Origin of the sequence: Serratia sp. 22278 (assembly GCF_052045405.1) — a bacterium.
Classification (GTDB): Bacteria; Pseudomonadota; Gammaproteobacteria; order Enterobacterales; family Enterobacteriaceae; genus Serratia; species Serratia marcescens.
The window spans coordinates 213,442-237,347 of record NZ_JBQEOW010000007.1 but is presented as its reverse complement, the minus strand read 5'-3'; the positions used below and the strand labels follow the sequence as shown (position 1 = coordinate 237,347).

Annotated in this window: 23 protein-coding genes; 6 read left to right on the top strand and 17 right to left on the bottom strand. The window is 60.4% G+C overall.

The genetic code is table 11. The features are described from left to right. The first annotated feature begins 128 nt into the window (after window positions 1-128). Window positions 129-2,684: a DNA mismatch repair protein MutS gene (gene mutS / locus ACTJJ6_RS15270; protein ID WP_004932577.1), complete on the top strand. Its 2,556-nt coding sequence runs from the start codon at window positions 129-131 to the stop codon at window positions 2,682-2,684. A gap of 79 nt (window positions 2,685-2,763) precedes the next feature. Here mutS and rpoS read toward each other — a convergent pair whose 3' ends face one another. The 8 genes from rpoS to ftsB all read right to left on the bottom strand — a co-directional run bounded on the left by rpoS (window position 2,764) and on the right by ftsB (window position 9,069). After that, window positions 2,764-3,762, bottom strand: coding sequence for an RNA polymerase sigma factor RpoS (rpoS, locus tag ACTJJ6_RS15265; protein ID WP_004932578.1), 999 nt, complete (start codon window positions 3,760-3,762; stop codon window positions 2,764-2,766). 54 nt (window positions 3,763-3,816) lie between these two features. Continuing rightward, entirely contained in the window at window positions 3,817-4,815 is a 999-nt protein-coding gene (nlpD, locus tag ACTJJ6_RS15260) for a murein hydrolase activator NlpD (protein WP_015376692.1), read from the bottom strand. A 325-nt stretch (window positions 4,816-5,140) separates the two neighbouring features. Beyond that, window positions 5,141-5,767, bottom strand: a complete 627-nt coding sequence (locus tag ACTJJ6_RS15255) for a protein-L-isoaspartate(D-aspartate) O-methyltransferase (protein WP_033641281.1) — start codon at window positions 5,765-5,767, stop codon at window positions 5,141-5,143. Further along, window positions 5,761-6,522, bottom strand: a complete 762-nt coding sequence (gene surE, locus ACTJJ6_RS15250) for a 5'/3'-nucleotidase SurE (RefSeq protein ID WP_015376691.1) — start codon at window positions 6,520-6,522, stop codon at window positions 5,761-5,763. Before surE ends, ACTJJ6_RS15255 begins: the two co-directional genes overlap by 7 nt. After that, window positions 6,503-7,549 (bottom strand): tRNA pseudouridine(13) synthase TruD, encoded by a 1,047-nt coding sequence (gene truD, locus ACTJJ6_RS15245; protein WP_049300192.1) that lies wholly within the window; start codon window positions 7,547-7,549, stop codon window positions 6,503-6,505. Before truD ends, surE begins: the two co-directional genes overlap by 20 nt. 4 nt (window positions 7,550-7,553) lie before the next feature. Then, on the bottom strand, window positions 7,554-8,027 hold the full coding sequence (gene ispF / locus ACTJJ6_RS15240) for a 2-C-methyl-D-erythritol 2,4-cyclodiphosphate synthase (RefSeq protein WP_004932594.1): 474 nt from the start codon (window positions 8,025-8,027) through the stop codon (window positions 7,554-7,556). A gap of 10 nt (window positions 8,028-8,037) precedes the next feature. After that, a complete protein-coding gene (ispD, locus tag ACTJJ6_RS15235; RefSeq protein ID WP_049300191.1) occupies window positions 8,038-8,745 on the bottom strand; it encodes a 2-C-methyl-D-erythritol 4-phosphate cytidylyltransferase in 708 nt (235 codons plus the stop codon). 3 nt (window positions 8,746-8,748) lie between these two features. Then, a complete protein-coding gene (gene ftsB, locus ACTJJ6_RS15230; protein ID WP_016929043.1) occupies window positions 8,749-9,069 on the bottom strand; it encodes a cell division protein FtsB in 321 nt (106 codons plus the stop codon). A 403-nt stretch (window positions 9,070-9,472) separates the two neighbouring features. On the opposite strand from ftsB, the gene ACTJJ6_RS15225 reads away from it, so the two are divergent. The 3 genes from ACTJJ6_RS15225 (at window position 9,473) to ACTJJ6_RS15215 (ending at window position 11,783) form a co-directional block, all read left to right on the top strand. Then, window positions 9,473-10,243, top strand: coding sequence for a basic amino acid ABC transporter substrate-binding protein (locus ACTJJ6_RS15225; protein ID WP_039568898.1), 771 nt, complete (start codon window positions 9,473-9,475; stop codon window positions 10,241-10,243). Between the two features lie 114 nt (window positions 10,244-10,357). Next, window positions 10,358-11,077, top strand: a complete 720-nt coding sequence (locus tag ACTJJ6_RS15220) for an amino acid ABC transporter permease (RefSeq protein WP_042706788.1) — start codon at window positions 10,358-10,360, stop codon at window positions 11,075-11,077. Further along, a complete protein-coding gene (locus ACTJJ6_RS15215) occupies window positions 11,061-11,783 on the top strand; it encodes an amino acid ABC transporter ATP-binding protein (RefSeq protein ID WP_016929046.1) in 723 nt (240 codons plus the stop codon). Before ACTJJ6_RS15220 ends, ACTJJ6_RS15215 begins: the two co-directional genes overlap by 17 nt. A 52-nt stretch (window positions 11,784-11,835) precedes the next feature. Here the strand turns inward: ACTJJ6_RS15215 and ACTJJ6_RS15210 are convergent, their stop codons facing one another. The 5 genes from ACTJJ6_RS15210 to cysG form a co-directional block, all read right to left on the bottom strand. Further along, window positions 11,836-12,162: a DUF3561 family protein gene (locus ACTJJ6_RS15210; RefSeq protein WP_016929047.1), complete on the bottom strand. Its 327-nt coding sequence runs from the start codon at window positions 12,160-12,162 to the stop codon at window positions 11,836-11,838. A gap of 84 nt (window positions 12,163-12,246) precedes the next feature. Continuing rightward, window positions 12,247-12,936, bottom strand: coding sequence for an adenylyl-sulfate kinase (gene cysC / locus ACTJJ6_RS15205; RefSeq protein WP_079450100.1), 690 nt, complete (start codon window positions 12,934-12,936; stop codon window positions 12,247-12,249). Continuing rightward, complete coding sequence (gene cysN, locus ACTJJ6_RS15200) at window positions 12,875-14,302, bottom strand: sulfate adenylyltransferase subunit CysN (protein ID WP_016929049.1); 1,428 nt, start codon at window positions 14,300-14,302, stop codon at window positions 12,875-12,877. The genes cysC and cysN overlap by 62 nt, the downstream gene beginning before the upstream one ends. Before the next feature lie 11 nt (window positions 14,303-14,313). Continuing rightward, window positions 14,314-15,222 (bottom strand): sulfate adenylyltransferase subunit CysD, encoded by a 909-nt coding sequence (gene cysD, locus ACTJJ6_RS15195; protein WP_004932620.1) that lies wholly within the window; start codon window positions 15,220-15,222, stop codon window positions 14,314-14,316. Window positions 15,223-15,244: 22 nt separating this feature from the next. Then, entirely contained in the window at window positions 15,245-16,675 is a 1,431-nt protein-coding gene (gene cysG, locus ACTJJ6_RS15190) for a siroheme synthase CysG (protein ID WP_016929050.1), read from the bottom strand. Window positions 16,676-16,935: 260 nt separating this feature from the next. Here cysG and ACTJJ6_RS15185 point away from each other — a divergent pair, with 260 nt between their 5' ends. Then, window positions 16,936-18,006, top strand: a complete 1,071-nt coding sequence (locus tag ACTJJ6_RS15185; protein ID WP_151254343.1) for an aminopeptidase — start codon at window positions 16,936-16,938, stop codon at window positions 18,004-18,006. Between the two features lie 55 nt (window positions 18,007-18,061). On the opposite strand, the gene ACTJJ6_RS15180 is transcribed toward ACTJJ6_RS15185, so the two are convergent. From ACTJJ6_RS15180 to cysJ, 3 genes are read right to left on the bottom strand one after another with little or no spacing between them, the layout of a single operon-like run. After that, the gene (locus tag ACTJJ6_RS15180) at window positions 18,062-18,796 is read right to left on the bottom strand and encodes a phosphoadenylyl-sulfate reductase (protein WP_016929052.1); all 735 of its coding nucleotides are present in this window, start codon (window positions 18,794-18,796) and stop codon (window positions 18,062-18,064) included. Between the two features lie 60 nt (window positions 18,797-18,856). Beyond that, entirely contained in the window at window positions 18,857-20,572 is a 1,716-nt protein-coding gene (gene cysI / locus ACTJJ6_RS15175) for an assimilatory sulfite reductase (NADPH) hemoprotein subunit (RefSeq protein ID WP_016929053.1), read from the bottom strand. Further along, window positions 20,572-22,374, bottom strand: a complete 1,803-nt coding sequence (cysJ, locus tag ACTJJ6_RS15170; RefSeq protein WP_028127846.1) for an NADPH-dependent assimilatory sulfite reductase flavoprotein subunit — start codon at window positions 22,372-22,374, stop codon at window positions 20,572-20,574. The genes cysI and cysJ overlap by 1 nt, the downstream gene beginning before the upstream one ends. 436 nt (window positions 22,375-22,810) lie before the next feature. Between cysJ and queD the strand changes: the two genes are divergently transcribed. Then, window positions 22,811-23,170, top strand: coding sequence for a 6-carboxytetrahydropterin synthase QueD (gene queD, locus ACTJJ6_RS15165; RefSeq protein ID WP_004932638.1), 360 nt, complete (start codon window positions 22,811-22,813; stop codon window positions 23,168-23,170). 30 nt (window positions 23,171-23,200) lie between these two features. Here the strand turns inward: queD and queE are convergent, their stop codons facing one another. Continuing rightward, window positions 23,201-23,872, bottom strand: coding sequence for a 7-carboxy-7-deazaguanine synthase QueE (gene queE / locus ACTJJ6_RS15160; protein ID WP_004932641.1), 672 nt, complete (start codon window positions 23,870-23,872; stop codon window positions 23,201-23,203). Window positions 23,873-23,906: the final 34 nt, after the last annotated feature.

Below are 23,906 nucleotides of genomic sequence, written 5' to 3'. Positions count from 1 at the left end.
TGATGATTTGATTTGCGCCGCCCGGCAAGCGCTAAAAGGGGCGGCGTCTGCTGAAACAATGTGATAGCGAATGACGACAATGAAAATCACAGTTCCCTTTACATTCAATGGATTGGAAAAATAATCGCATGAATAGCACCGATAAACTCGATTCGCACACGCCGATGATGCAGCAGTACCTGCGCCTCAAGGCCCAGCATCCTGAAATCCTGCTGTTCTACCGCATGGGCGACTTCTACGAGCTATTTTACGACGACGCCAAGCGCGCTTCTCAACTGCTGGATATCTCGCTGACCAAACGCGGCGCCTCGGCGGGCGAGCCGATCCCGATGGCCGGCGTGCCGCACCACGCGGTGGAGAACTACCTGGCCAAGCTGGTGCAGCTCGGCGAATCCGTCGCCATCTGCGAGCAGATCGGCGATCCGGCCACCAGTAAAGGGCCGGTCGAACGCAAAGTGGTGCGCATCGTCACCCCCGGCACCATCACCGACGAAGCGCTGCTGCAAGAGCGCCAGGATAACCTGCTGGCGGCGATCTGGCAGGACGCGCGCGGCTTCGGCTACGCCACGCTGGACGTCAGCTCCGGCCGCTTCCGCGTCGCCGAGCCGCAGGATCTGGAAACCATGGCCGCCGAGCTGCAGCGCACCAATCCGGCCGAGCTGCTCTATCCGGAAACCTTTGAACACATGGCGCTGATCGAACAGCGCCACGGCCTGCGCCGCCGCCCGCTGTGGGAATTCGAGCTGGAGACAGCGCGTCAGCAGCTCAACCTGCAGTTCGGCACCCGCGACTTGACCGGCTTCGGCGTCGAACAGGCGCACCAGGCGCTGCGCGCCGCCGGCTGCCTGCTGCAGTACGTCAAAGATACCCAACGCACTTCGCTGCCGCACATTCGCGGCATCACCATGGAACGCCAGCAGGACGGCATCATCATGGATGCCGCCACCCGCCGCAACCTGGAGCTGACGCAGAGCCTGTCCGGCGGCAGCGACAACACGCTGGCGGCGATCCTCGATCGTACAGTCACGCCGATGGGCAGCCGCATGCTGAAACGCTGGCTGCACATGCCAACCCGCGACATCAAGGTCCTGACTGCCCGCCAGCAGGCGATCGGCGCATTGCAGGAGCTGTTCGCGGATCTGCAGCCTTCGCTGCGTCAGGTAGGCGATCAGGAACGTATTTTGGCGCGTCTGGCGCTGCGCACCGCCCGGCCGCGAGATCTGGCGCGCATGCGCCATGCTTTCCAGCAACTGCCGGACATCCGCGCGCTGCTGCAGGATGTGAAAACGCCGCACGTGCAGCAGTTGCTGTCGCAGGTAGGCCAGTTCGACGAACTGCGCGAGCTGCTGGAACGCGCGGTCATTGAATCACCGCCGGTGCTGGTGCGCGATGGCGGCGTGATCGCCCCCGGTTACAACAGCGAACTGGACGAGTGGCGGGCACTGGCCGACGGCGCCAGCGACTATCTCGATCGGCTGGAGATCCGCGAGCGTGAAAAGTTGGGGCTGGATACGCTCAAGGTCGGCTTCAACGGCGTACACGGCTATTATATTCAGGTCAGCCGCGGTCAGAGCCACCTGGTGCCGATCCACTATGTACGCCGTCAGACGCTGAAAAACGCCGAGCGCTACATCATCCCGGAACTGAAAGAGTACGAAGACAAAGTGCTCACCTCCAAGGGTAAGGCGCTGGCGATCGAGAAAAGCCTGTACGACGAGCTATTCGATCTGCTGCTGCCGCACCTGGCGGAACTGCAACAAAGCGCCGCCGCGCTGGCCGAGCTGGACGTGCTGGCCAACCTGGCCGAGCGCGCCGATACCCTGAACTACGCTTGCCCGACCATGAGCGAGCAGCCGGGGATCCGCATTACCGAAGGCCGCCATCCGGTGGTGGAGCAGGTGCTGAGCGAGCCGTTTATCTCCAACCCGCTCACCCTGTCGCCGCAGCGCCGCATGCTGATCATAACCGGTCCGAATATGGGCGGTAAAAGCACCTATATGCGGCAAACGGCGCTGATCGTGCTGATGGCGCACATCGGCAGCTACGTGCCGGCCACCAAGGCCACCATCGGCCCGGTGGATCGCATCTTCACCCGCGTCGGCGCGGCGGACGATCTGGCTTCCGGCCGCTCCACCTTCATGGTGGAGATGACCGAAACCGCCAACATTCTGCACAACGCCACCGAGCACAGCCTGGTGTTGATGGATGAAATCGGCCGCGGCACCTCCACCTACGACGGCCTGTCGCTGGCCTGGGCCTGCGCCGAGAACCTGGCCAACCGCATCAAGGCGATGACGCTGTTCGCCACCCACTACTTCGAGCTGACGACCCTGCCGGAGAAAATGGAAGGCGTGGTCAACGTGCATCTGGATGCGCTTGAACACGGCGACACCATCGCCTTCATGCACAGCGTGCAAGACGGTGCCGCCAGCAAAAGCTATGGCCTGGCGGTCGCCGCGCTGGCCGGCGTGCCGCGCGACGTCATCAAACGCGCCCGTCAGAAACTGCGCGAGCTGGAGTCTATTTCCAGCCACACCGCATCGGGCAGCGTCGACGCCACCCAGATGACGCTGCTGCAGGAAGAGACCTCGCCGGCGGTAGAAGCCCTGGAGGCGCTGGATCCGGATTCCCTGTCGCCGCGACAGGCGCTGGAATGGATCTACCGGCTGAAAAATATGGTGTAGTCTGGCGCCAAACGCGGGCATAAAAAAACGGTGAGCATCATGCTCACCGTTTTTATTTGATGCGGTTCAACAACCGACGTTATTCGCGGAACAGCGCCTCAATGCTCAGGCCCTGCATCTGCAAAATCTCACGCAGACGGCGCAGACCTTCTACCTGAATCTGACGGACGCGCTCGCGCGTCAGGCCAATCTCCCGGCCTACGTCTTCCAGCGTCGCCGCTTCATAGCCCAACAGGCCGAAACGACGCGCCAACACTTCACGCTGTTTGGCGTTCAGTTCGAACAACCATTTGACGATGCTTTGCTTCATATCGTCATCTTGCGTGGTGTCTTCAGGCCCGTTGTCCTTCTCGTCGGCCAGAATGTCCAGCAGCGCTTTCTCCGAATCCCCGCCCAGCGGCGTATCCACCGAGGTGATGCGCTCATTCAGGCGCAGCATGCGGCTGACGTCATCCACCGGCTTGTCGAGTTGCTCGGCAATTTCTTCAGCGCTCGGTTCATGATCCAGCTTGTGGGAAAGCTCGCGCGCGGTGCGCAGATAGACATTCAGTTCTTTGACGATATGGATAGGCAAACGAATGGTACGGGTTTGGTTCATGATCGCCCGTTCAATCGTCTGACGGATCCACCAGGTTGCATAAGTGGAGAAGCGGAAGCCGCGTTCCGGGTCGAATTTTTCCACTGCGCGAATCAGACCGAGGTTACCCTCTTCGATCAGATCCAGCAGCGCCAGACCGCGGTTGCTGTAGCGGCGGGCGATTTTCACCACCAGCCGCAGGTTGCTTTCAATCATGCGGCGGCGGGACGGCACGTCACCGCGCAGAGCACGCCGCGCAAAATAGACTTCTTCCTCTGCGGTCAGCAGAGGTGAATAACCGATCTCACCCAGATAGAGCTGCGTCGCATCCAATACGCGTTGCGTAACGCCTTGAGACAACAGCTCTTCTTCCGCTAAATCGTTCTCGCTGGTCTCTTCTTCTACCAGCGCTTTTTCATCAAACGACTCGGCCTCAGCTCCATTCTCGTCGAAATCCGCATCATCATGTAACTCGTTAACTTTCAGCGTATTTTGGCTCATATGCTGCTCCTACCCGTGATACCGCGAGCAGAATCTCAGCGTATTCTGCCCAATCTATCGCTGCGGAAGATAACGCAGCGGGTTTACGGATTTCCCCTTGTAACGAATTTCAAAATGCAAACGTACTGAACTGGTACCGGTGCTACCCATGGTGGCTATTTTTTGACCCGCCTTCACTTCTTGTTGTTCCCGGACCAGCATTGTGTCGTTATGAGCGTAGGCGCTCAGGTAATCATCATTATGTTTGATGATGATTAGATTACCGTAACCCCGTAAAGCGTTGCCTGCATACACTACGCGGCCATCGGCGGTAGCGAAGATAGGCTGCCCACGGGAACCGGCGATATCGACACCCTTATTCCCACCTTCTGATGAGGAAAAGTTATCAATAACCTTACCGTCAGTCGGCCATCTCCAGGTACTGACCGGAGCGCTGTTGCTGACGGTGCTGCTCACAGGTGGAGCGGCTTCCGGCGCGGTAACAGGCGCAGTCGCGGTCCCAACCGCTGCGGCACCTGCTGCAGGTAACATCTTACCTACATTCTGTTTACCCGAGTTTTCAGAATACGCGTTAGTTGATTGAGAATCAACCGTTGCCGTCTGGATCTGGGAGCTGGAAGGTGGCTTCGGAACACCGCCTTTGGTCGCGTCTGTCGTCGCCAACATGCCGCCGCCGCCGTTGGCAGAACCATTACCAAGCTGAATGGTTTGGCCAACATTCAGGCTGTATGGCTCGGGAATATTGTTGCGCTGCGCCAGGTCGCGGAAATCATTGCCGGTGATCCAGGCAATATAAAACAGCGTGTCACCGCGCTTGACCGTATAAGTTTCGCCGCCGCTGTAGCTCCCTTTAGGGATGGCGTTATAACTGCGGTTATAGACTATGCGGCCCTCTGGGCTGGCCTGCTGCACTCCGCCATTATTATTGCCGGATGGAGCGGCACCGCCGCCCCCCACGCTGCTGATAGGAGCCGACGTCGAGGCCGTATTCGTACAACCCGCCAACCACAAACTTACCATCGTACACACCGCTACCCGGCGTAACGTAATCATTGGGCTTCCCGTGCTCATGCTTCCCCCATGACAGCAATATCAGTGATATATCCAAAATACCCTTTACATCGTAGCCGAGCTTTTGCCACTTCCCAGTTTCTGCGATGTAAAGGCGCCGCCGGCCGATCCCTGAACGCCAGGTCATCTCGCGCCGGAGCATCAAAACGCGCGCCAATGCTAACCACATTGGCGTTGCCGCACCATAAGACAACTACGTAGAAAGGCCAATTCTAGTGAAAATTAGCCTGATTGGAACGAGAAAACCTTATCCGGCCATGATGAAAGTGCAACAGATTTTGCAGACGGTCGAAAATTCAGACAATCGCTAGGCCAATTCGCCTTTCACCAACGGCACAAAGCGCACTGCCTCTACCGCATCGATAACGAAATCGTTGCCATGACGCTGAATGCGTTTGAGGGTTTGAGCCTGCTCGCCCACCGGCAACACCAAAATGCCGCCATCGTCCAGCTGCTCCACCAGCGCCTGCGGGATCTCCGGCGGCGCGGCAGTGACGATGATCGCATCGAACGGGCCGCGCGACGCCCAGCCCTGCCAGCCGTCGCCGTGGCGAGTGGAAACATTGTGAAGATCGAGCTGTTTCAGGCGGCGCTTGGCCTGCCACTGCAGCCCCTTGATACGTTCGACGGAACAAACGTGTTGCACCAGATGCGCCAGGATAGCGGTTTGATAACCGGAACCGGTACCGATCTCCAGCACCCTTGAGGTAGGTTTCAGATTCAGCAGCTCGGTCATCCGCGCCACCATATAAGGCTGGGAAATGGTCTGACCGGAACCGATCGGCAATGCGGTGTTTTCGTAGGCCTTATGATCCAGCGCTTCATCGACAAAACGCTCGCGCGGCACCGCTTCGATCGCCCGCAGCAGCTTTTCGTCCCGGATCCCCTGCTGCCGCAGCTGCGTCAGCAATGTTTGCATGCGCTTATTCACCATTCCCCGCTAACCTCTGCCTTGGTTAACCATGTTTTCACGACTTCTTGCGCCGCGTAGGCGGTTAAATCCACCTGTAGCGGCGTTATCGCCACATAGCCTTGTTCCACCGCCGCAAAGTCGGTATCCGGCCCGGCATCAAATTTATCACCAGGCGGCCCGATCCAGTAGATATTTTGTCCGCGCGGATCCTGCTGGCAGAAGACCTTGTCGGCAGGATGGCGGCTGCCGCAGCGGGTAACGCGCAGGCCTTTGATCTCAGCCAGCGGCAGATCCGGTACGTTAATATTCAGGATTTTTCCGGTACGTAACGGTTCACGCTGCAACGCGCGCAGGATGCGGCAGGTAATGGCCGCTGCGGTCGCGTAGTGTTGGTGACCGTTCAGAGACACCGCCAGCGCGGGCAGCCCCAGGTGCCGGCCCTCCATCGCCGCCGCGACGGTGCCGGAATAGATAACGTCGTCACCCAAATTCGGCCCGGCGTTAATGCCGGAGACCACGATATCGGGCGCCGGGCGCATCAATGCGTTGACGCCAAGGTAAACGCAGTCGGTCGGCGTCCCTTGCAACACCGCAATATCCCCGTTGGCCAGCGTCTGCGTGCGCAACGGCGACTCCAGCGTTAAGGCGTTGGAAGAGCCGCTGCGGTTACGATCCGGCGCCACGACCTGCACTTCGGCGAATTCCCGCAGCGCCGCCGCCAGCACCTGAATGCCCGGGGCGCTGACACCGTCATCGTTACTCAGCAATATCCGCATCACTGTCATCCTGCTGCATAATTTCACGCACCACGCTGGTCGCGAAGCTGCCTGCCGGCAGCCAGAAGCGCAATTCTACGGTAACGTCATCCCACCAGTTCCACTGCAAATTTTGCGGCTGCAACAGCAGGGCCCGGCGAGCGGGGTCGACACGCTCGCGCTTTAAAAGCGTAAGCAATTCCGGCTGTTCCGCCAAGCATTGTTGTTCAAAAGCCAAGGCTTTGCCGGCGGTGCCTGGCTCACCGTCGCCCGGTAAGGGAGCCGTAACCGCCAGCTCACCGGCATCCAGCCGCTGCTGCAATGCCTCCAGCTCATCGGCTTTGGCGACGAACCAGCTACCGCGGCCGCTCAGCTGCAGGGCGTCCCCCTCCAGCGCGGTGCGCTGCAGGCCGTCGGCCAGGCGTTGGCTCGCGATCAGATTGAACAGCGCGCTGCGGCTGGCGGACAGATAGAAACTGCGCTTGCTGCGCTCTTTGACACGAATTTCATCATTCGCCCAGCGGCGCGCCATCGCCAGATTGTTGCCGCCGCGGCCGAAACGCTGGCTGCCGAAGTAGTTCGGCACGCCCTGCGCAGCGATGGCCTGCAGGCGACGTTCCACGTCCTGCCGATCGGAAATCTGGCGCAGCACCAACGTAAAGTGGTTGCCCTTCAGGTTGCCGATGCGCATTTTACGCAGGTGGCGGGCAGACGAGAGCACCTCGCAGCCTTCCAGCGTAAACCGGGAGAAATCCGGCGTGTCCTTACCCGGCATATGCAGGCAGAACCACTGCTCGGTCACCGCGTGGCGATCCTTCAAACCGGCATAGCTGACAGAACGGGCGTGAATGCCGGCGAAGCGCGCCAGGTAATCGGCCACGAACTGGGTATTGCAGCCGTTTTTACGGATATTCACCAGCACGTGCTCGCCTTCGCCGTCCGGCGCAAAGCCCAGGTCTTCCACCACCACGAAGTCTTCCGGATTGGCTTTCAACACCCCGGTGCTCTGCGGCCGGCCATGCAGCCAGGTCAGATTCGCCATATCCATGCGGTTATTCCTTGATCAGCAAGGCGACCGCTTCGCACGCGATGCCCTCGCCGCGCCCGGTGAAACCGAGCTGCTCGGTGGTCGTGGCCTTCACGTTGACGTCATCCATATGGCACTGCAAATCTTCCGCCAGGAAGACGCGCATCTGCGGGATGTGCGGCGCCATTTTCGGCGCCTGGGCAATAATCGTGATGTCGAGATTGCCGAGGCGGTACCCTTTGGCGCGGATGCGTTTCCAGGCTTCGCGCAGCAGCTCGCGGCTGTCCGCGCCCTTGAAAGCCGGATCGGTATCGGGGAACAGCTTGCCGATATCGCCCAGCGCCGCCGCCCCCAACAGGGCGTCGGTGGCGGCATGCAGCGCGACGTCACCATCGGAGTGGGCCAGCAAGCCTTTGTCGTAAGGGATGCGAACACCACCGATCACCAACGGGCCTTCGCCGCCGAATTTATGTACATCAAAACCGTGACCGATACGCATGATGCGCTCCTTAATTGTCTAACTGGGTCAAATAGAACGCCGCCAGCGCCAAATCCTCCGGCCGCGTTACTTTAATGTTGTCCGCCCGGCCGGCGATCAGCAGCGGATGATAGCCGCAATGTTCCAGCGCCGAGGCTTCGTCGGTGACGTTCGCGCCTTCATCCAGCGCGCGCTGCAGGCACAGCTTGAGCAGCGGCAGCGGAAACAGCTGCGGCGTCAGCGCATGCCACAGATCCTGCCGTTCGACGGTGTGGGCGATGGTTTCGCGGCCGGGTTCGGCGCGTTTCATGGTGTCGCGCACCGGCGCGGCGAGAATGCCGCCGACCTTGCTATGTGCAGTGATCGCCAGCAGACGCTCGAGATCGTCGGCGTGCAGGCAGGGGCGCGCGGCGTCATGCACCAGCACCCAGTCCGCATCACCCGCCAGTTTCAGCCCGGCCATCACCGAATCGGCGCGCTGCTTGCCGCCTTCGGTGACGATCACCCGCGGATCCTGAGCGATGGGCAGCCGTTCGAACTGACGATCTTCCGGGCCGATCGCCACGATCACCCGTTCAATGCGCGGGTGACGCAACAGGGCATGGATAGCGTGTTCGACGATGCTGTGCCGGCCGATGGTTAAATATTGCTTCGGGCATTCCGCCTGCATGCGGCTGCCGATACCGGCAGCGGGCAGGACGGCAATCACCGAGGGAAAGGTACCTGCGGAGTGATTCATGCGTTATTTTTGTGCGTTGTTTTGCGAAGAAGACGCCGCGTTGCGTCTGGATTGGTCAGGAACCAGACGATAGAAAGTCTCACCGGGCTTGATCATGCCCAGCTCATTACGCGCACGCTCTTCGATCGCTTCCTGTCCGCCGTTCAAATCATCGATTTCGGCAAACAGCTGATCGTTACGCGCTTTCAACTTGGCGTTGTTGCCCTGCTGGACCGCAACGTCTTCATTGACCCGCACGTAATCGTGAATACCATTTTTGCCCAGCCACAGTGAATACTGTAACCAACCGAGCAATGCCAGCAATAGCAGCGTAAGTTTTCCCATCTCCGCCCCCTGAAAAACCGACCAATCATCCCACAACTTCTCGTTGGACTCCACACTGAGAGCGGCATTTCAGCGCCAAATTCAGAATACGGATGAAGGGTTCCCGTGTTTATCGCCTAATTCCGCTGTGAAAGCGGCAAAAAACGCCCCTTTGGCTCGGCGCGCGCGCCGCGTTTTCCAATGAGACACACGCTGCCCCACCTCCATTATGCAGCAAGAATCACTGCATCACCGCTTCCTGACCCATCGCTTACGCCACAGCAAAGCAAAAAGTGAATATTTAACACCATAGAGAGAATAATCCTCATGCAGCGGTTGCACTTTCATTCATTGAAGCTTATTTTTATGCACTCATAGTGCATAAATAATTCCAATATATAACCATTCATTATCGGGGATCGCGATGTTAAAACGTTTAGTTCTGATCGGCGCCTGCCTGGCCGCCACCTTCTCCACCGCCGCGTTGGCGGCTGAACCAACCTACGTCGTCGGCTCCGGCGGCACCTATCGGCCGTTCGAATTTGAAAACAGCCAAAAGCAGCTGGAAGGTTTCGACATCGACATCATCAAGGCGGTGGCCAAGGCTGAAGGCTTCCAAATCAAACTGATCAATACGCCGTGGGAAGGGATCTTCGCCACGCTGAACTCCGGCGATCGCGACATCATCATTTCCGGCATCACCATCACCGACAAGCGCAAGCAAATGGTTGATTTCTCAGCGCCTTACTTCCCGGCTGAGCAGGCTATCGTGGTGCCGCAAGACTCGACGGTGGACTCCATCGCCGCGCTGAAAGCGCTGAAGGTCGGCGTGGTAAACTCCAGCACCGGCGACATCGTGGTGTCCGACGTGCTGGGTAAAAACAGCACCGCCATCAAGCGCTTTGACAACACCCCGCTGATGCTGCAGGAGCTGTATGAAGACGGCATCGGCGCGGCGGTCGGCGACGTCGGCGTGGCCAAGTTCTATATCAAAACCCACCCTGAGAAAGCCTTCAAGCTGGTGCCCGACGCCAAGTTCGAGCGCCAGTATTTCGGCATCGCCGTCGCCAAAGGCAACGATGAACTGCGCAACAAGATCAACGCCGGCCTGAAGAAAATCGTCGCCGACGGCACCTACGCCAAGATCTACCAAACCTGGTTCGACAGCAACGTACCGACGCTGCCGGCGGAATAATCCCCAGTCGCCGGCGCCCGCAAGAGCGTCGGCGCGCCACCGTTTCAGCCTACCAAGAAGGAATACCCCTTGAACTTCCGCTGGGAGATCATCCAGGAATACGCGCCGCTGTTTATGGAAGGCGCCTGGATGACCATCAAATGCACCATTATCTGCGTGCTGCTGGGCACCACCTGGGGCTTGATCCTCGGGCTGGGCCGTTTGGCGCAGGCGCCGCACGGCATCTGGAAACCCATCCTGCATTACGGCGTTCAGTGGCCGGTGCGCATCTACATCAGCGCCTTTCGCGGCACGCCGCTGTTCGTGCAGATCATGGTGGTGCACTTCGCGCTGGTGCCGCTGTTCATCAACCCGCGTGACGGTCTGCTGGTCACCAGCGGCCTGATGAGCGTCGATTTCGCTCGCGCGCTGCGCGCCGACTACGGCGCCTTTCTCTCCTGCGTGGTGGCGATCACGCTCAACGCCGGCGCCTATGTGTCGGAAATCTTCCGCGCCGGGATCCAGTCGATCGATCGCGGCCAGATGGAGGCATCGCGCTCGCTGGGCATGAGCTATGGCAAGACCATGCGTCAGGTGATCCTGCCGCAGGCTTTCCGCCGCATGCTGCCGCCGCTGGGCAACAACGCCATCGCCATCGTCAAGGATTCGTCGCTGGCCTCCGCCATCGGCCTGGCGGATCTGGCCTATGCCGCCCGTACCGTCTCCGGCGCCTACGCCACCTACTGGGAGCCCTATCTGACCATTTCGCTGGTCTATTGGGTCATCACCTTCCTGCTCTCGCTGCTGGTGCAGCACATGGAAAAGAGGTTCGGTAAAAGTGATTCGCGTACATAACCTGCAAAAACAGTTCGGCGAAAGCCATGTGCTGCGCGGCATTTCTTGCCAGATCGCCGCCAACGAAGTGGTGTGCGTCATCGGCCCTTCCGGCTCGGGAAAAAGCACCTTCCTGCGCTGCATCAATGCGCTGGAAACGCTCTCCGGCGGCGAGATCGAGGTGAACGGCTTCGCCGTCCACGATCAGAAAACCGACCTGAACAAAATGCGTGAAAGCGTGGGCATGGTGTTCCAGCGCTTCAACCTGTTCCCACACATGACGGTGTTGGAAAATATCATCATGGCGCCGGTGAGCGTGAAGAAACAGCCGCGCGCTGAAGCCATCGCACAAGCCGAGCAGCTGCTGCTCAAGGTTGGCCTGCTCGACAAGATCGACGCCTATCCCAACAGTCTGTCCGGCGGCCAGCAGCAGCGGGTGGCCATCGCCCGCGCGCTGGCGATGGAGCCGAAGATCATGTTGTTCGACGAACCGACCTCCGCGCTCGATCCTGAGCTGGTGGGCGAAGTGTTGGCGGTGATGAAATCACTGGCCCTCGAGGGCATGACCATGGTGGTGGTGACGCATGAGATGGGCTTTGCCCGCGAGGTGGCCGACCGGGTACTGTTTATCGATCAGGGGATCATTCAGGAAGAGGGGCAGCCGCAGCAGATCTTCAGTCACCCGTCCAATCCGCGCACTCAGGCATTTTTGAGCAAAGTTTTGTAACCTTCGGCACGGCTTTGCAATCCTGCGGGCGCCGGCATCGGCGCCCACTCTCTCACCACCCGGTCAGGAAGCTGAACACCAGCCAGAACAGGCACAGCACAACGGCGCCGGTCAGCAGCAGCGTCAAGATCAGACGGCCGCGCAGCAGCATGCTGAGAGTGATGCCGATCAGCACCGACAGCGGCATCAGCGCCAGGAAAAACGGCCAGGTATAGAGCAGGAAAAACAGCGTGTTGGAACCGTAAACCAGAAACGGCAACGCGAACGCCAGCCAGTAGAAAACAAAGCCGCTGACGCCGCCCAGGAAAGAATAAGAAGGCTCCTCTCTCTCCTGTTTTGACTGCTTGGAGTCGATCAAGATAGGCGTGACATTTTGCATAGTGATCCCTGGTTATTCGGCTCGCTCTGCGGCGGCTTAGAGTAAAAAGCGCATGGCGAAAAACGCCACACGCTTTTTTTGAATTCAGGGTTTGATAATAGCCTGACCACGCAACACGTCTAACAATTGCGCAATCAAATTTGTTACCAATTGTTGGCCGTCGAGGTGGATTTCCGGCTGCTGCGGCGCCTCATAAACCGCGTCGATACCGGTGAAATTGCGCAGCTCGCCGGCGCGCGCTTTCTTATATAATCCCTTCGGATCGCGCGCCTCACAGATCGCCAACGGCGTGTCGACGAACACCTCGATAAAGCGATCGTCGCCGAGCATCTCGCGCACCAGTTGCCGCTCGGCGCGGTGCGGCGAAATGAACGCGGTCAGCACCACCAGCCCGGCATCCACCATCAGTTTGGCCACTTCGCCCACCCGGCGGATGTTCTCGCGCCGATCCTCGTCGGAAAAACCGAGATCCCGGCACAAACCGTGGCGCACGTTATCGCCGTCCAGCAGATAGGTGCTGACGCCAAGCCCATGCAGCGCTTGCTCCAGCGCGCCGGCGACGGTGGATTTGCCCGAGCCGGACAGCCCGGTAAACCACAGCACCGCGCCGCGGTGGCCGTTGCGCGCTTCGCGATCCGCGCGCGTGACCGCGTGCGGATGCCAAACCACGTTCTCATCGTCCGGCCCGGTCGCCCTCAGTTCAGCGGCCACCTTATCGGCCACCGAGCAGATCGCGGGCGCCCCAGTGCGGGAAGTGCTTGCGCACCAGCGCATTCAGCTCCAGCTCGAAGGCGCTGAATTCTCCGCGCGCCGCCGATGCGGCCTGCAGCGTTTCACGCACCAGACCGGCGCCAACCGTCACGTTGCTCATGCGATCGATGAAGATCAGCCCGCCGGTGTCGTGGTTGCTCTGGTAGCTGTCCAGCACCAGCGGTTCGTCGAAGGTCAGCTCCACCAACCCGATGCCGTTGAGCGGCAATGTGTCAGCCGGATGCTGCGCCAGCGTGTTGATCTCCACCTGATGGCGGATGCTCTCCACGCGGGCGCGGGTCTTTTTGCCGGCGATCTTGATGTCGTAGCTCTGGCCCGGCACCAGCGGCTGCTCGGCCATCCATACCACGTCCACCCGCGCGCTCTGCGCCGCCTGCAGGTTTTCGCCGGCGTCGACCAGCAAATCGCCGCGGCTGATGTCCACTTCATCTTTCAGCACCAGCGTAATCGCCTCGCCCGGCACCGCTTCTTGCAGATCGCCGTCAAAAGTCACGATGCGCGCCACGCTGGACTCCACGCCGGAAGGCAGCACTTTGATGCGTTGCCCCACCCGCACCACGCCGGCGGACAGCGTGCCGGCATAACCGCGAAAATCGAGGTTCGGGCGGTTGACGTACTGTACCGGGAAACGCAGCGGCTGGTTTTCTCGCTCGCTGATCACATCAACGCTCTCCAGCACTTCCAGCAGCGTCGGGCCGCTGTACCACGGCATATGGGCGCTTTCGCTCGCCACGTTGTCGCCGTCCAGCGCCGACAACGGCACGAACTTGATGTCCAGATCGCCAGGCAACTGCTGGGCGAAGGTCAGGTAATCCTGTTTGAACTGCTCGAACACCGCTTCCTGATAGTCCACCAGATCCATTTTGTTTACCGCGACCACCAGATGGCGAATGCCCAGCAGGGTCGCGATAAAGCTGTGGCGGCGAGTCTGATCCAGCACCCCTTTACGCGCGTCGATCAACAGGATCGCCAGATCGCAGGTCGAGGCGCCGGTGGCCATGTTGCGGGTGTACTGCTCATGCCCCGGGGTATCGGCAATGATAAATTTACGTTTTTCGGTCGAGAAATAGCGATAGGCCACGTCGATGGTGATGCCCTGCTCGCGCTCGGCCTGCAGGCCGTCCACCAGCAGCGCCAGGTCGAGCTTTTCGCCCTGAGTACCGATGCGTTTGCTGTCGCTGTGCAGCGTCGACAGCTGATCCTCGTAGATCTGGCGGGTATCGTGCAGCAGGCGGCCAATCAGGGTGCTTTTGCCGTCATCGACGCTGCCGCAGGTCAGAAAGCGCAGCAGGCTCTTGTGCTGCTGCGCGTGCAGGTAGGACTCGACGCCGCCCTGGTCAGCGATTTGTTGTGCAATTGCGTTGTTCATCCGGCGGCTCCTTAGAAATACCCTTGACGCTTTTTCAGCTCCATCGAGCCGGACTGATCGCGATCGATCATCCGCCCCTGGCGTTCGCTGGTGGTGGAGACCAGCATCTCTTCGATGATCTCCGGCAGGGTTTGCGCCTGCGAATCCACCGCGCCGGTCAGCGGCCAGCACCCCAGGGTGCGGAAACGCACCATGCGCTGGCTGATCACTTCACCCGGCTGCAGATCGATGCGATCGTCGTCCACCATCATCAGCATGCCGTCGCGCTCCACCACCGGGCGAGGTTTCGCCAGGTACAGCGGCACGATGTCGATCTTTTCCAGGAAGATGTACTGCCAGATATCCAGCTCGGTCCAGTTCGACAGCGGGAACACGCGGATGCTCTCCCCTTTGTTGATCTGGCCGTTGTAGTTGTGCCACAGCTCCGGCCGCTGGTTTTTCGGATCCCAGCGGTGGAAGCGATCGCGGAACGAATAGATGCGCTCTTTGGCGCGCGATTTCTCCTCGTCGCGCCGCGCACCGCCGAAGGCAGCGTCGAAACCGTACTTGTTCAACGCCTGCTTCAGGCCCTCGGTTTTCATGATATCGGTATGCTTGGCGCTGCCGTGCACGAACGGGTTGATGCCCATCGCCACCCCTTCCGGGTTTTTATGCACCAGCAGCTCGAAGCCGTACTCCTTAGCGGTGCGATCGCGGAATTCGTACATTTCGCGGAACTTCCAGCCGGTATCGACATGCAGCAGCGGGAACGGCAGCGTGCCGGGGAAGAACGCCTTGCGCGCCAAATGCAGCATCACGGAAGAGTCTTTGCCGATGGAATACAGCATCACCGGGTTGGCGAATTCAGCGGCGACTTCACGGATGATATGGATACTCTCCGCCTCCAATTGCCGCAAATGAGTGAGTCGTTTTTCGTCCATAACAGATCCTTAAAAGCCTTGCCTATGCCAAATTCACGACGGCCGGGCGCGCGGCCCCTTCCGTCTGCGATTGATGCCCGAACCAGGCGATTTGATGGTGCAGTTCCACCACTTCGCCAATCACCAGCAGCGCCGGCAGCGGCGCCCGTTGGGCCAGGTGTTCCAGGTGTTCCAGCGTGCCGATCTGCACCTGCTGATCGGCGCGCGTGCCGCGGCTGATCACCGCTACCGGCGTCGCGGCGTCGCGACCGTGGGCGATCAGACGTTGGCTGATGTCCGCCGCCTTCATAGTGCCCATGTAGATAGCCAGCGTCTGCCGCGCCCGGGCCAGATCGGCCCAGTCCAGACCATCGCCGTCCGGGCGGCAGTGGCCGGTGATAAAGGTCACGCTCTGCGCGTGATCGCGATGCGTCAGCGGAATGCCGGCGTAGGCGGTCGCCCCCGCGGCGGCCGTGACGCCCGGCACCACCTGGAACGGAATGCCGGCGGCGGCGGCCACCTGCAGCTCTTCGCCGCCGCGGCCAAAGATGAACGGATCGCCGCCCTTGAGGCGCACCACGCGTTTGCCCTGCTGCGCCAGCTCCACCAGCAGCCGGTTGGTCTCTTCCTGGATCACCGAGTGCGCGCCGGCGCGCTTGCCCACGCAGATGCGCTCGGCGTCGCGGCGCACCAGATCGAGGATCTCGCCGCTGACCAGATGGTCATACAGCACCACGTCCGCCTGCTGCATCACCTGCAGCCCGCGCAGGGTCAACAGCCCCACGTCGCCCGGCCCGGCGCCCACCAGGGCGATCTCGCCCTGTGCGCCTTCATCGCCTGCGGCGAAGCGGTGTAAATCCTGCTCCAGCTGCCGTTCCGCCTGCGCCGTCTGGCCGTTGGCCACCAGCGTGGCGAAACGGCCGCCGAAGGTTTTCTCCCAGAAACGGCGACGTTCGCCGATCGAAGCCAACCGCCGTTTGACCTGGCCGCGCCAACGGCCCGCCACCTGCGCCATCTGCCCCAAACTGGCGGGCAGCAACGCCTCCAGCTTTTCGCGCAGCAGTCGCGCCAGCACCGGCGCCTGGCCGCTGGACGACACCGCCACCACCAGCGGCGAGCGATCGATGATCGACGGGAAAATGAATGAGCAGCGCGGCTGATCGTCCACCACGTTGGCCAACACCCGGCGTTTATCCGCCTCGGCGAACACCGCGGCGTTCAGCGCGTTGTCGTCCGTGGCGGCGATCGCCAGAAACACGTCGTCCAACTGCTGCGGATCAAAGCTTTTCCCCAGCCAGAGCACCTGCCCTTGCTGACGTTGTTGTTCCAGTTCCGGTGAGAGCGACTGCGCAACTATCCGTATTTCAGCCCCGGCGCGCTGAAGCAGATCGACTTTGCGCGCAGCCACGTCACCACCGCCAACGACCAGCACCGGGCGTTGTTTCAGGTCGGCGAATATTGGTAGATAGTCCACAACAGCCTTTTCATATAACAGAAAGATAGTGTGACTATACGGGCTGAGATTTAGCCTCTGAAATGACGAAAAGGAATGATTAGTTCCTTTATGGAATATAGGCCGCAACGCAGGAAGCAAACGGTAATACTCACGGCGGCGGTTTGCGCGTTCGTGCGAAATTAAGAGACAGGGAAATTGTGTAATGCCGCCCGGCGTCTCATACTGGGTGCCGAAGAAAAATGATCGGCAGCGCCGATAGCAAAGAAGGATTTTTCGGTATGTTTTCCCGTTTTTACCTGAAGACCAGCCTGCTGGCCCTCGCACTCGGCGGCGTCTTCAGCGTTTGTGCCGCACAGCCCGTAAAAGACGCGCCAATGGGCCGTTTCGCCGCCGAACAGACCCGCCACATCGCCACTTACTTCCCCGGCCGCATGGCGGGCAGCCCGGCAGAATTGCTCACCGCCGACTATCTGAAGCAGCAATTCAGCAAGATGGGTTACCAAAGCGACATTCGCAGCGTCAATACGCGCTATCTCTACACCAGCAAAGACGGCAAGAAGAACTGGAACAACGTCACCGCCAGCTCGGTGATCGCCGCCCGCAACGGCGACAGCCCAAAACAGATCGTGGTCGTCGCCCACTTCGACACCTATACGCCGCAGAGCGATGAGGATCTGGATAACAACCTCGGCGGCTTGACGCTGCAGGGCGTCGACGACAACGCCTCCGGCATCGGCGTGATGCTGGAACTGGCGGAACGCCTGAAGAACATTCCCACCGCCTACGGCCTGCGCTTCGTCGCCACCAGCGCCGAAGAGATCGGTTCACTGGGGGCGCAGAACTACTTGCAACGCATGAGCGCGGAAGAGAAAAGCAACACCGTGCTGGTGATCAACCTCGACAGCCTGATCACCGGCGATCGTCTGTATTTCAACGCCGGGCGCAACACGCCGCCGCATATGGCGAAGCGTTCCCGCGATCGCGCGCTGGATATCGCCCACCGCTACGGCATCGCCGCCGCCACCAATCCGGGCAGCGCACAGCATCCGAAAGGCACCGGCTGCTGCTCTGATCAAGAGGTGTTCGACGCCGCGGGCATCCCGGTGCTGTCGGTGGAGGCCACCAACTGGTCGCTGGGCGACAAAGATGGCTACCAACAGCGCGCCGTCAGCCCGCACTTCCCGCAGGGCATCACCTGGCACCGTCCGCAGTATGACAATTTGCAGTATCTGGATCGCTACCTGCCGGGGCGGATCGACAAACGCAGCCGCGACAGCGTGCAGATCCTGCTGCCGCTGATCAAAGAGCTGGCGCAGGCGCACCCGCCGAAAGCGCAGAAGAAAAAGTAGCCCGCAAAAAAACAGGGCCCAGCATTGCTGAGCCCTGTCATGTTGATCGCGCCGTTTAGCCTTCGTGCAGGCCGCACTCGCGCTTCAGGCCGAAGAAACGTGTCTCTTCCTCGCTCATGCCCGGCTCCCACTTCTGGGTGGTGTGGGTATCGCCGACCGACAGGTAACCCTGCTCCCACAGCGGGTGATAACTCAGCCCGTGTTCGGTCAGATACTGGTAAATCTTGCGGTTGTCCCAGTCGATGATCGGCAGGATCTTGAACACCCCACGCTGCACCGCCAGTACCGGCAGATTGGCGCGGCTGCCGGACTGCTCGCGCCGCAGGCCGGCGAACCAGCTCTGCGCGCCCAGCGTCTCCAGCGCGCGGTTCATCGGCTCGACCTTATTGATCTGGTTGTATTTTTCAATCCCTTCCACGCCCTGCTCCCACAGCTTGCCATAGCGCGCCTCTTGCCAGGCGGGAGACTGCTCCGCGCGGAACACCTGCAGATTCAGCTTCAGTTGGTCGGTCAGTTGATCGATAAAGCGATAGGTTTCCGGGAACAGATAACCGGTGTCGGTCAGGATCACCGGGATATCCGGCCGGATACGCGTCACCAGGTGCAGGCATACCGCCGCCTGAATGCCGAAACTGGACGAGAGTACGAATTCGCCGGGCAGATGCTCCAGCGCCCATGCAACGCGCTGTTCGGCGCTGAGGGTCTCCAGTTGGCCATTGACCACCGCTAATGCCAGCGCCTGCCCGGATTTGGGCAACGCGTTCAGCGCCGCCAGATCGAATTCAGCCATGTTGTCTCTCCTGATACTTGAAATGACCTGTGCGGCCCCTCTGCCCAGGGGCCGCCGGCCTCACTCCCAAAAATCTCGCGCCGGATCCAGCACCGGTTTGACGATGCCCGCGCGAACGGTGAAGTCGCCGAAACCTTCGCCGGCGTTGCGCTCCTTCGCCCAGCGCCCCACCAGCAGATCGATCTCGCTCAGGATCTCATCTTCGTTGATGTTCTCGCGGTACATGCGCGGAATGCGCGTGCCTTCGCGGTTGCCGCCCAAATGCAGGTTATAGCGGCCGACCGCCTTGCCCACCAGCCCCAGCTCCGCCAGTAGCGCGCGGCCACAGCCGTTCGGGCAGCCGGTGATGCGCAGCACGATATGCTCGTCACCCACCCCGTGCCGATGCATGATCCCTTCCACCTTGGTGACAAACTGCGGCAGGAAACGCTCGGCCTCCGCCATCGCCAGCGGGCAGGTCGGGAACGACACGCAGGCCATCGAGTTTTTGCGTTGCTCGCTGATCTCGTCGTCGATCAGGCCATGATCGCGCGCCAAGGCTTCGATCTTCGCCTTTTCGCTTTCCGGCACGCCGGCGATGATCACGTTTTGGTTCGCCGTCAGGCGGAAGTCGCCTTTATGGATCTTGGCGATCTCCGCCATGCCGGTCTTCAGCGGTCGCCCCGGATAGTCCAGCAGGCGGCCGTTCTCGATAAACAGCGTCAGGTGCCACTGATCGTCGATGCCCTTCACCCAACCGATGCGATCGCCGCGGCCGGTGAATTCATACGGCCGAATCGGCGCGAAGGTGATGCCGGCGCGCTTTTCCACTTCGGCGCGGAAAACGTCCACCCCGACGCGCTCCAGCGTGTATTTGGTTTTGGCGTTCTTGCGATCGGTGCGGTTGCCCCAGTCGCGCTGTGTGGTCACCACCGCTTCAGCCACCGCCAGCGTATGCTCGAGCGGAATGTAGCCGAACTCGCTGGCCTGACGCGCGTAGGTTTTCTTGTTGCCGTGCTCAATGGACAGCCCGCCGCCCACCAGCAGGTTGAAGCCCACCAGCTTGCCGTTTTCGGCGATCGCCACGAAGTTCATGTCGTTGGCGTGCAGATCGACGTCGTTCTGCGGCGGGATCACCACCGTGGTTTTGAATTTGCGCGGCAGGTAGGTCGGCCCCAGAATCGGCTCTTCGTCGGTAGTGGCCACCTTCTCCTGATCCAGCCACACCTCTGCGTAGGCGCGGGTGCGCGGCAGCAGGTGTTCGGAGATCTTCTTCGCCCACTCGTAGGCTTCCTGATGCAGCTCGGACTCCACCGGGTTGGAGGTGCACAGCACATTGCGGTTCACGTCGTTGGCGGTCGCCAGCGCGTCCAGCCCCAAGCGGTTCAGCAGCTGGTGCACCGGTTTGACGTTGCCTTTCAGAATGCCGTGAAACTGGAACGTTTGGCGGTTGGTGATGCGAATGCTGCCGTACAGCGTGCTCTCCTGCGCGAACTTGTCGATGCCCAGCCACTGCTGCGGGCTGATGATGCCGCCCGGCAGGCGACAGCGCAGCATCATGGCGTGGCGCGGCTCCAGCTTCTGCTCGGCGCGTTCGGCGCGAATGTCGCGGTCATCTTGCTGGTACATGCCGTGAAAACGGATCAGCAGGAAGTTGTCGCCGTTGAAGCCGCCGGTCAGGCCGTCGTTCAAATCTTCGGCGATAGTGCCGCGCAGGAAGTTGCTTTCCTTCTTCATGCGCTCCGCATCGGCCAGTTTGCCTTCGACTACCAAAGGCCCGGGGTGTTTATCACTCATCAGTAAACATCTCGCTGATAACGGCGCTCAAGGCGCAGCTCACTTAAAAATTCATCCGCCTGCTCGGTATCCATGCCACCGTGCTCGGCCACCAGTTCCAGTAATGTGTTTTCCACGTCTTTCGCCATGCGATTGGCATCGCCGCAGACGTAAATGTGCGCGCCTTCCTGAATCCAGCGCCACACTTCCGCGCCCTGTTCGCGCAGTTTGTCTTGTACGTATATTTTATGTTGCTGGTCGCGGGACCAGGCCAGATCGATGCGGGTCAGCAGGCCGTCTTTCACGTAGCGCTGCCATTCAACCTGGTACAGGAAATCTTCGGTAAAGTGCGGGTTGCCGAAAAACAGCCAGTTTTTGCCGCCGGCGCCGTCGGCGTCGCGCTGCTGCATAAAGGCGCGGAACGGCGCGATGCCGGTGCCCGGGCCGATCATGATCACCGGCGTTTCCGGGTTGGCCGGCAGACGGAAGTTGTCGTTGTGCTCGATAAACACCCGCACGTCGCCGTCCTCCTCCAGGCGATCCGCCAGGAAGCCGGAGGCGCCGCCGCTGCGGGCGCGCCCGTCGATGTCGTAACGCACCACGCCCACGGTGATGTGCACTTCGCTTTCGTTCTCCGCCTGCGAAGAGGCGATGGAGTACAGGCGCGGCGTCAGCGGACGCAGCAGACCGATCAGCTGTTCGGCGCTCAGATCCGCCGGCGCCTGGCGCACCATGTCGACGATCGGCGTGTTATGCGCGTAATGCTGCAGCGCGGCTTTATCCGCCAGCAGGCCGATCAGCGTTTCGTCGCGCGACAGCGCGGCGTATTTATCGACGATCGGCGTGGTGTTCTGCGTCAGCTCGAAATGGCTGCGCAGCGCCTGCGCCAGCGGCAGGGTCTGCCCTTCCACCTCGACCGGCTCGTCGCCTTTCAGCCACAACAGCTGCACCAGTTCGTCCACCAGCGCCGGATCGTTGTCGAACCATACGCCGAGCGCATCGCCCGGCTGATAGCGCAGGCCGGAGTCGCCCAGATCGATCTCGATATGGCGCACGTCTTTATCCGACGCGCGGCCGGTAATTTTCTGCTTGACCGCCAGTTGGGCGGTGAGCGGTTGTTCCTTGCTGTACGGACTGCTGTCGATCAGGTCAACCGCGCCGCTGGCCAACACGCCCGGCGCGGTGCTTTCCGCCGGCGCGCGCGCCTTCAGCACCGACACCACCTGTTTGCGCCAGGCGGCGGCCAGCTCCTGGTACTCCACGTCGGCATCCACGCGCTCCACCAGGCGCTCGGCACCCAGCTCGGCCAGCTTGCCGTCGAAATCTTTACCTGACTGGCAGAAATTCTCATAAGAGGTGTCGCCCAGCCCGAACACCGCAAACGCGGTGTCATTGAGCTTCGGCGCCTTCTTCGAAAACAGGAATTTATGCAGCGCCACCGCTTCTTCCGCCGGCTCGCCTTCCCCTTGCGTGGAGGCGACGATCACCAGCAGGCGCTCTTGAGCTATCTGCTTGAACTTGTAGTCGCCGGCGTTGATCAGCGTGGCGCTCAGATTGGCGGCCAGCAGATCGTCGCGCAGCTGCTCCGCCAGGCGGCGCGCATTGCCGGTCTGCGAAGCGGAAATGATGGTGATGCCGGCGGCAGCCGCAGGGGCGACAGGCGCCATGGCCACGGCTCCGGGCTGTTGATTGACCATGCCCCAAAAATAACCGGACAGCCACGCCAGCTGCGTCGGCGAATAGTCGCCGATCGTCGCCTGCAGGCGTGCCAGCTGTTCGGGCGTCAGCGGGAGCAAAGATGTTGGAGGAGCCTGAGTCGTCATTGCTGTACTTATTTCCTATACTTAGCGCCTTTCCTGCCAGGCGCGCGCCAGTGCCAGTCGCTGTCTCTTCGCTGCGTCGGGTATGCGGAAAAGATCAGGAGAGTTTGTAAGGTTACCGAGCAGAATAGCAACGATTAAATAAGGGATAGCAATAAATCATAACCAAAATGACTAAGCTGTTTTTCTGGTAAGGCATAACGCTTAAACCGTTAAACAAAGTTTTTTATCCAGATGAAATTAAAGCGCTTTTTTTCATCGTTTTTTCACCGTTCAACATTTCGGCTCATAACCCCAGCCGATAGGTGCCGCAAACACCAAACAAAAAAAGTGTTAAACGGGCGCGTTGGCCGTGGCGGTAGACCATAACGGTATAAATGGCAAGCAGACGCGCTTTCCGGTACTATGCGGCGGTTTTTGAGTCAATGAGGCCGTAATAATGGCAACCACGCTGTTTAAAGATTTTCAGTTTGAAGCCGCACACCGCTTGCCGCACGTGCCGGAGGGCCATAAATGCGGCCGTCTGCATGGGCATTCGTTTATGGTGCGTCTGGAAGTGACCGGTGAAGTGGATCCCCACACCGGTTGGGTGATGGATTTCGCCGAGCTCAAGGCTGTGTTTTCCCCGATCTGGGAACGGCTGGATCACCATTATCTGAACGATATTCCAGGATTGGAAAATCCCACCAGCGAAGTGCTCGCCGCCTGGATTTGGCAGCAGCTCAAGCCCCAGTTACCGGAACTGACTGCGGTGATGGTGAAAGAGACCTGTACGGCGGGATGCGTATATAAAGGTTAAAAGAAAGGGCGCCGCAATGGCGCCCTGATTTTAGGCGATGTTCAGATACTTGTGGGTCTGCATCGACAGCCGCCAATTGCGCGCGATACAGGTTTCAATACACAGACGGGTCGCCTCTTCTTTCTGGCTGATCGGCTGCAGCGCGATAATGCGCGCCTTGTCATCCTGCAACGTCGCCAGCAGCGCATCCAGCGCCTCGATGTCGCGCTCGCGCGCCACCGGATGCTTCACCTCGTCGGCGCGCCGCAGCGCCTGATCCAACACCTTCATGCCGCCGCGCATATTCACCTTGGGCGAAACCGTCACCCAGGTGTTGGCGGAACAGCGAATTTCGTGGGTGCCGCTGGTTTCAATCTGGCAACGGTAGCCGTGCTGTTCGAACAGCTCGGTCAGCGGCGCCAGATCGTAAATGCAGGGTTCGCCGCCGGTGATCACCACATGGCGCGCGGTGTAGCCTTGTTGGCGCATCACCGCCAACAGCTGCTCGGCGCTGGCATTGCCCCAGGCGTCGCTCTCTTCTGTTTTGACCAGGATCCGTTGCAGGTCTACTTCCCGATGGGCTTCCTTTTCCCAGGTATGTTTGGTGTCGCACCAACTGCACCCTACCGGGCAGCCCTGCAGGCGGATGAAAATGGCCGGCACGCCGGTGAAAAAGCCTTCGCCCTGCAAGGTTTGGAACATCTCGTTGATCGGGTACTGCATCGGTTTCTCAATCTGGAAAAGTAAAAAACGATTA

What these genes read in the sequence shown, in the direction of transcription:
- ftsB (WP_016929043.1), bottom strand. Translation starts at nt 9,069, where the DNA reads ATGGGAAAACTTACGCTGCTATTGCTGGCATTGCTCGGTTGGTTACAG.
- ispF (WP_004932594.1), bottom strand. Translation starts at nt 8,027, where the DNA reads ATGCGTATCGGTCACGGTTTTGATGTACATAAATTCGGCGGCGAAGGC.
- ispD (WP_049300191.1), bottom strand. Translation starts at nt 8,745, where the DNA reads ATGAATCACTCCGCAGGTACCTTTCCCTCGGTGATTGCCGTCCTGCCC.
- ACTJJ6_RS15180 (WP_016929052.1), bottom strand. Translation starts at nt 18,796, where the DNA reads ATGGCTGAATTCGATCTGGCGGCGCTGAACGCGTTGCCCAAATCCGGG.
- ACTJJ6_RS15255 (WP_033641281.1), bottom strand. Translation starts at nt 5,767, where the DNA reads ATGGTGAATAAGCGCATGCAAACATTGCTGACGCAGCTGCGGCAGCAG.
- rpoS (WP_004932578.1), bottom strand. Translation starts at nt 3,762, where the DNA reads ATGAGCCAAAATACGCTGAAAGTTAACGAGTTACATGATGATGCGGAT.
- ACTJJ6_RS15220 (WP_042706788.1), top strand. Translation starts at nt 10,358, where the DNA reads ATGGAAGGCGCCTGGATGACCATCAAATGCACCATTATCTGCGTGCTG.
- ACTJJ6_RS15210 (WP_016929047.1), bottom strand. Translation starts at nt 12,162, where the DNA reads ATGCAAAATGTCACGCCTATCTTGATCGACTCCAAGCAGTCAAAACAG.
- queD (WP_004932638.1), top strand. Translation starts at nt 22,811, where the DNA reads ATGGCAACCACGCTGTTTAAAGATTTTCAGTTTGAAGCCGCACACCGC.
- ACTJJ6_RS15185 (WP_151254343.1), top strand. Translation starts at nt 16,936, where the DNA reads ATGTTTTCCCGTTTTTACCTGAAGACCAGCCTGCTGGCCCTCGCACTC.
- truD (WP_049300192.1), bottom strand. Translation starts at nt 7,549, where the DNA reads ATGGATATGGCGAATCTGACCTGGCTGCATGGCCGGCCGCAGAGCACC.
- cysC (WP_079450100.1), bottom strand. Translation starts at nt 12,936, where the DNA reads ATGCGCTGGTGCGCAAGCACTTCCCGCACTGGGGCGCCCGCGATCTGC.
- surE (WP_015376691.1), bottom strand. Translation starts at nt 6,522, where the DNA reads ATGCGGATATTGCTGAGTAACGATGACGGTGTCAGCGCCCCGGGCATT.
- nlpD (WP_015376692.1), bottom strand. Translation starts at nt 4,815, where the DNA reads ATGATTACGTTACGCCGGGTAGCGGTGTGTACGATGGTAAGTTTGTGG.
- queE (WP_004932641.1), bottom strand. Translation starts at nt 23,872, where the DNA reads ATGCAGTACCCGATCAACGAGATGTTCCAAACCTTGCAGGGCGAAGGC.
- cysJ (WP_028127846.1), bottom strand. Translation starts at nt 22,374, where the DNA reads ATGACGACTCAGGCTCCTCCAACATCTTTGCTCCCGCTGACGCCCGAA.
- cysN (WP_016929049.1), bottom strand. Translation starts at nt 14,302, where the DNA reads ATGAACAACGCAATTGCACAACAAATCGCTGACCAGGGCGGCGTCGAG.
- ACTJJ6_RS15225 (WP_039568898.1), top strand. Translation starts at nt 9,473, where the DNA reads ATGTTAAAACGTTTAGTTCTGATCGGCGCCTGCCTGGCCGCCACCTTC.
- cysD (WP_004932620.1), bottom strand. Translation starts at nt 15,222, where the DNA reads ATGGACGAAAAACGACTCACTCATTTGCGGCAATTGGAGGCGGAGAGT.
- cysI (WP_016929053.1), bottom strand. Translation starts at nt 20,572, where the DNA reads ATGAGTGATAAACACCCCGGGCCTTTGGTAGTCGAAGGCAAACTGGCC.
- mutS (WP_004932577.1), top strand. Translation starts at nt 129, where the DNA reads ATGAATAGCACCGATAAACTCGATTCGCACACGCCGATGATGCAGCAG.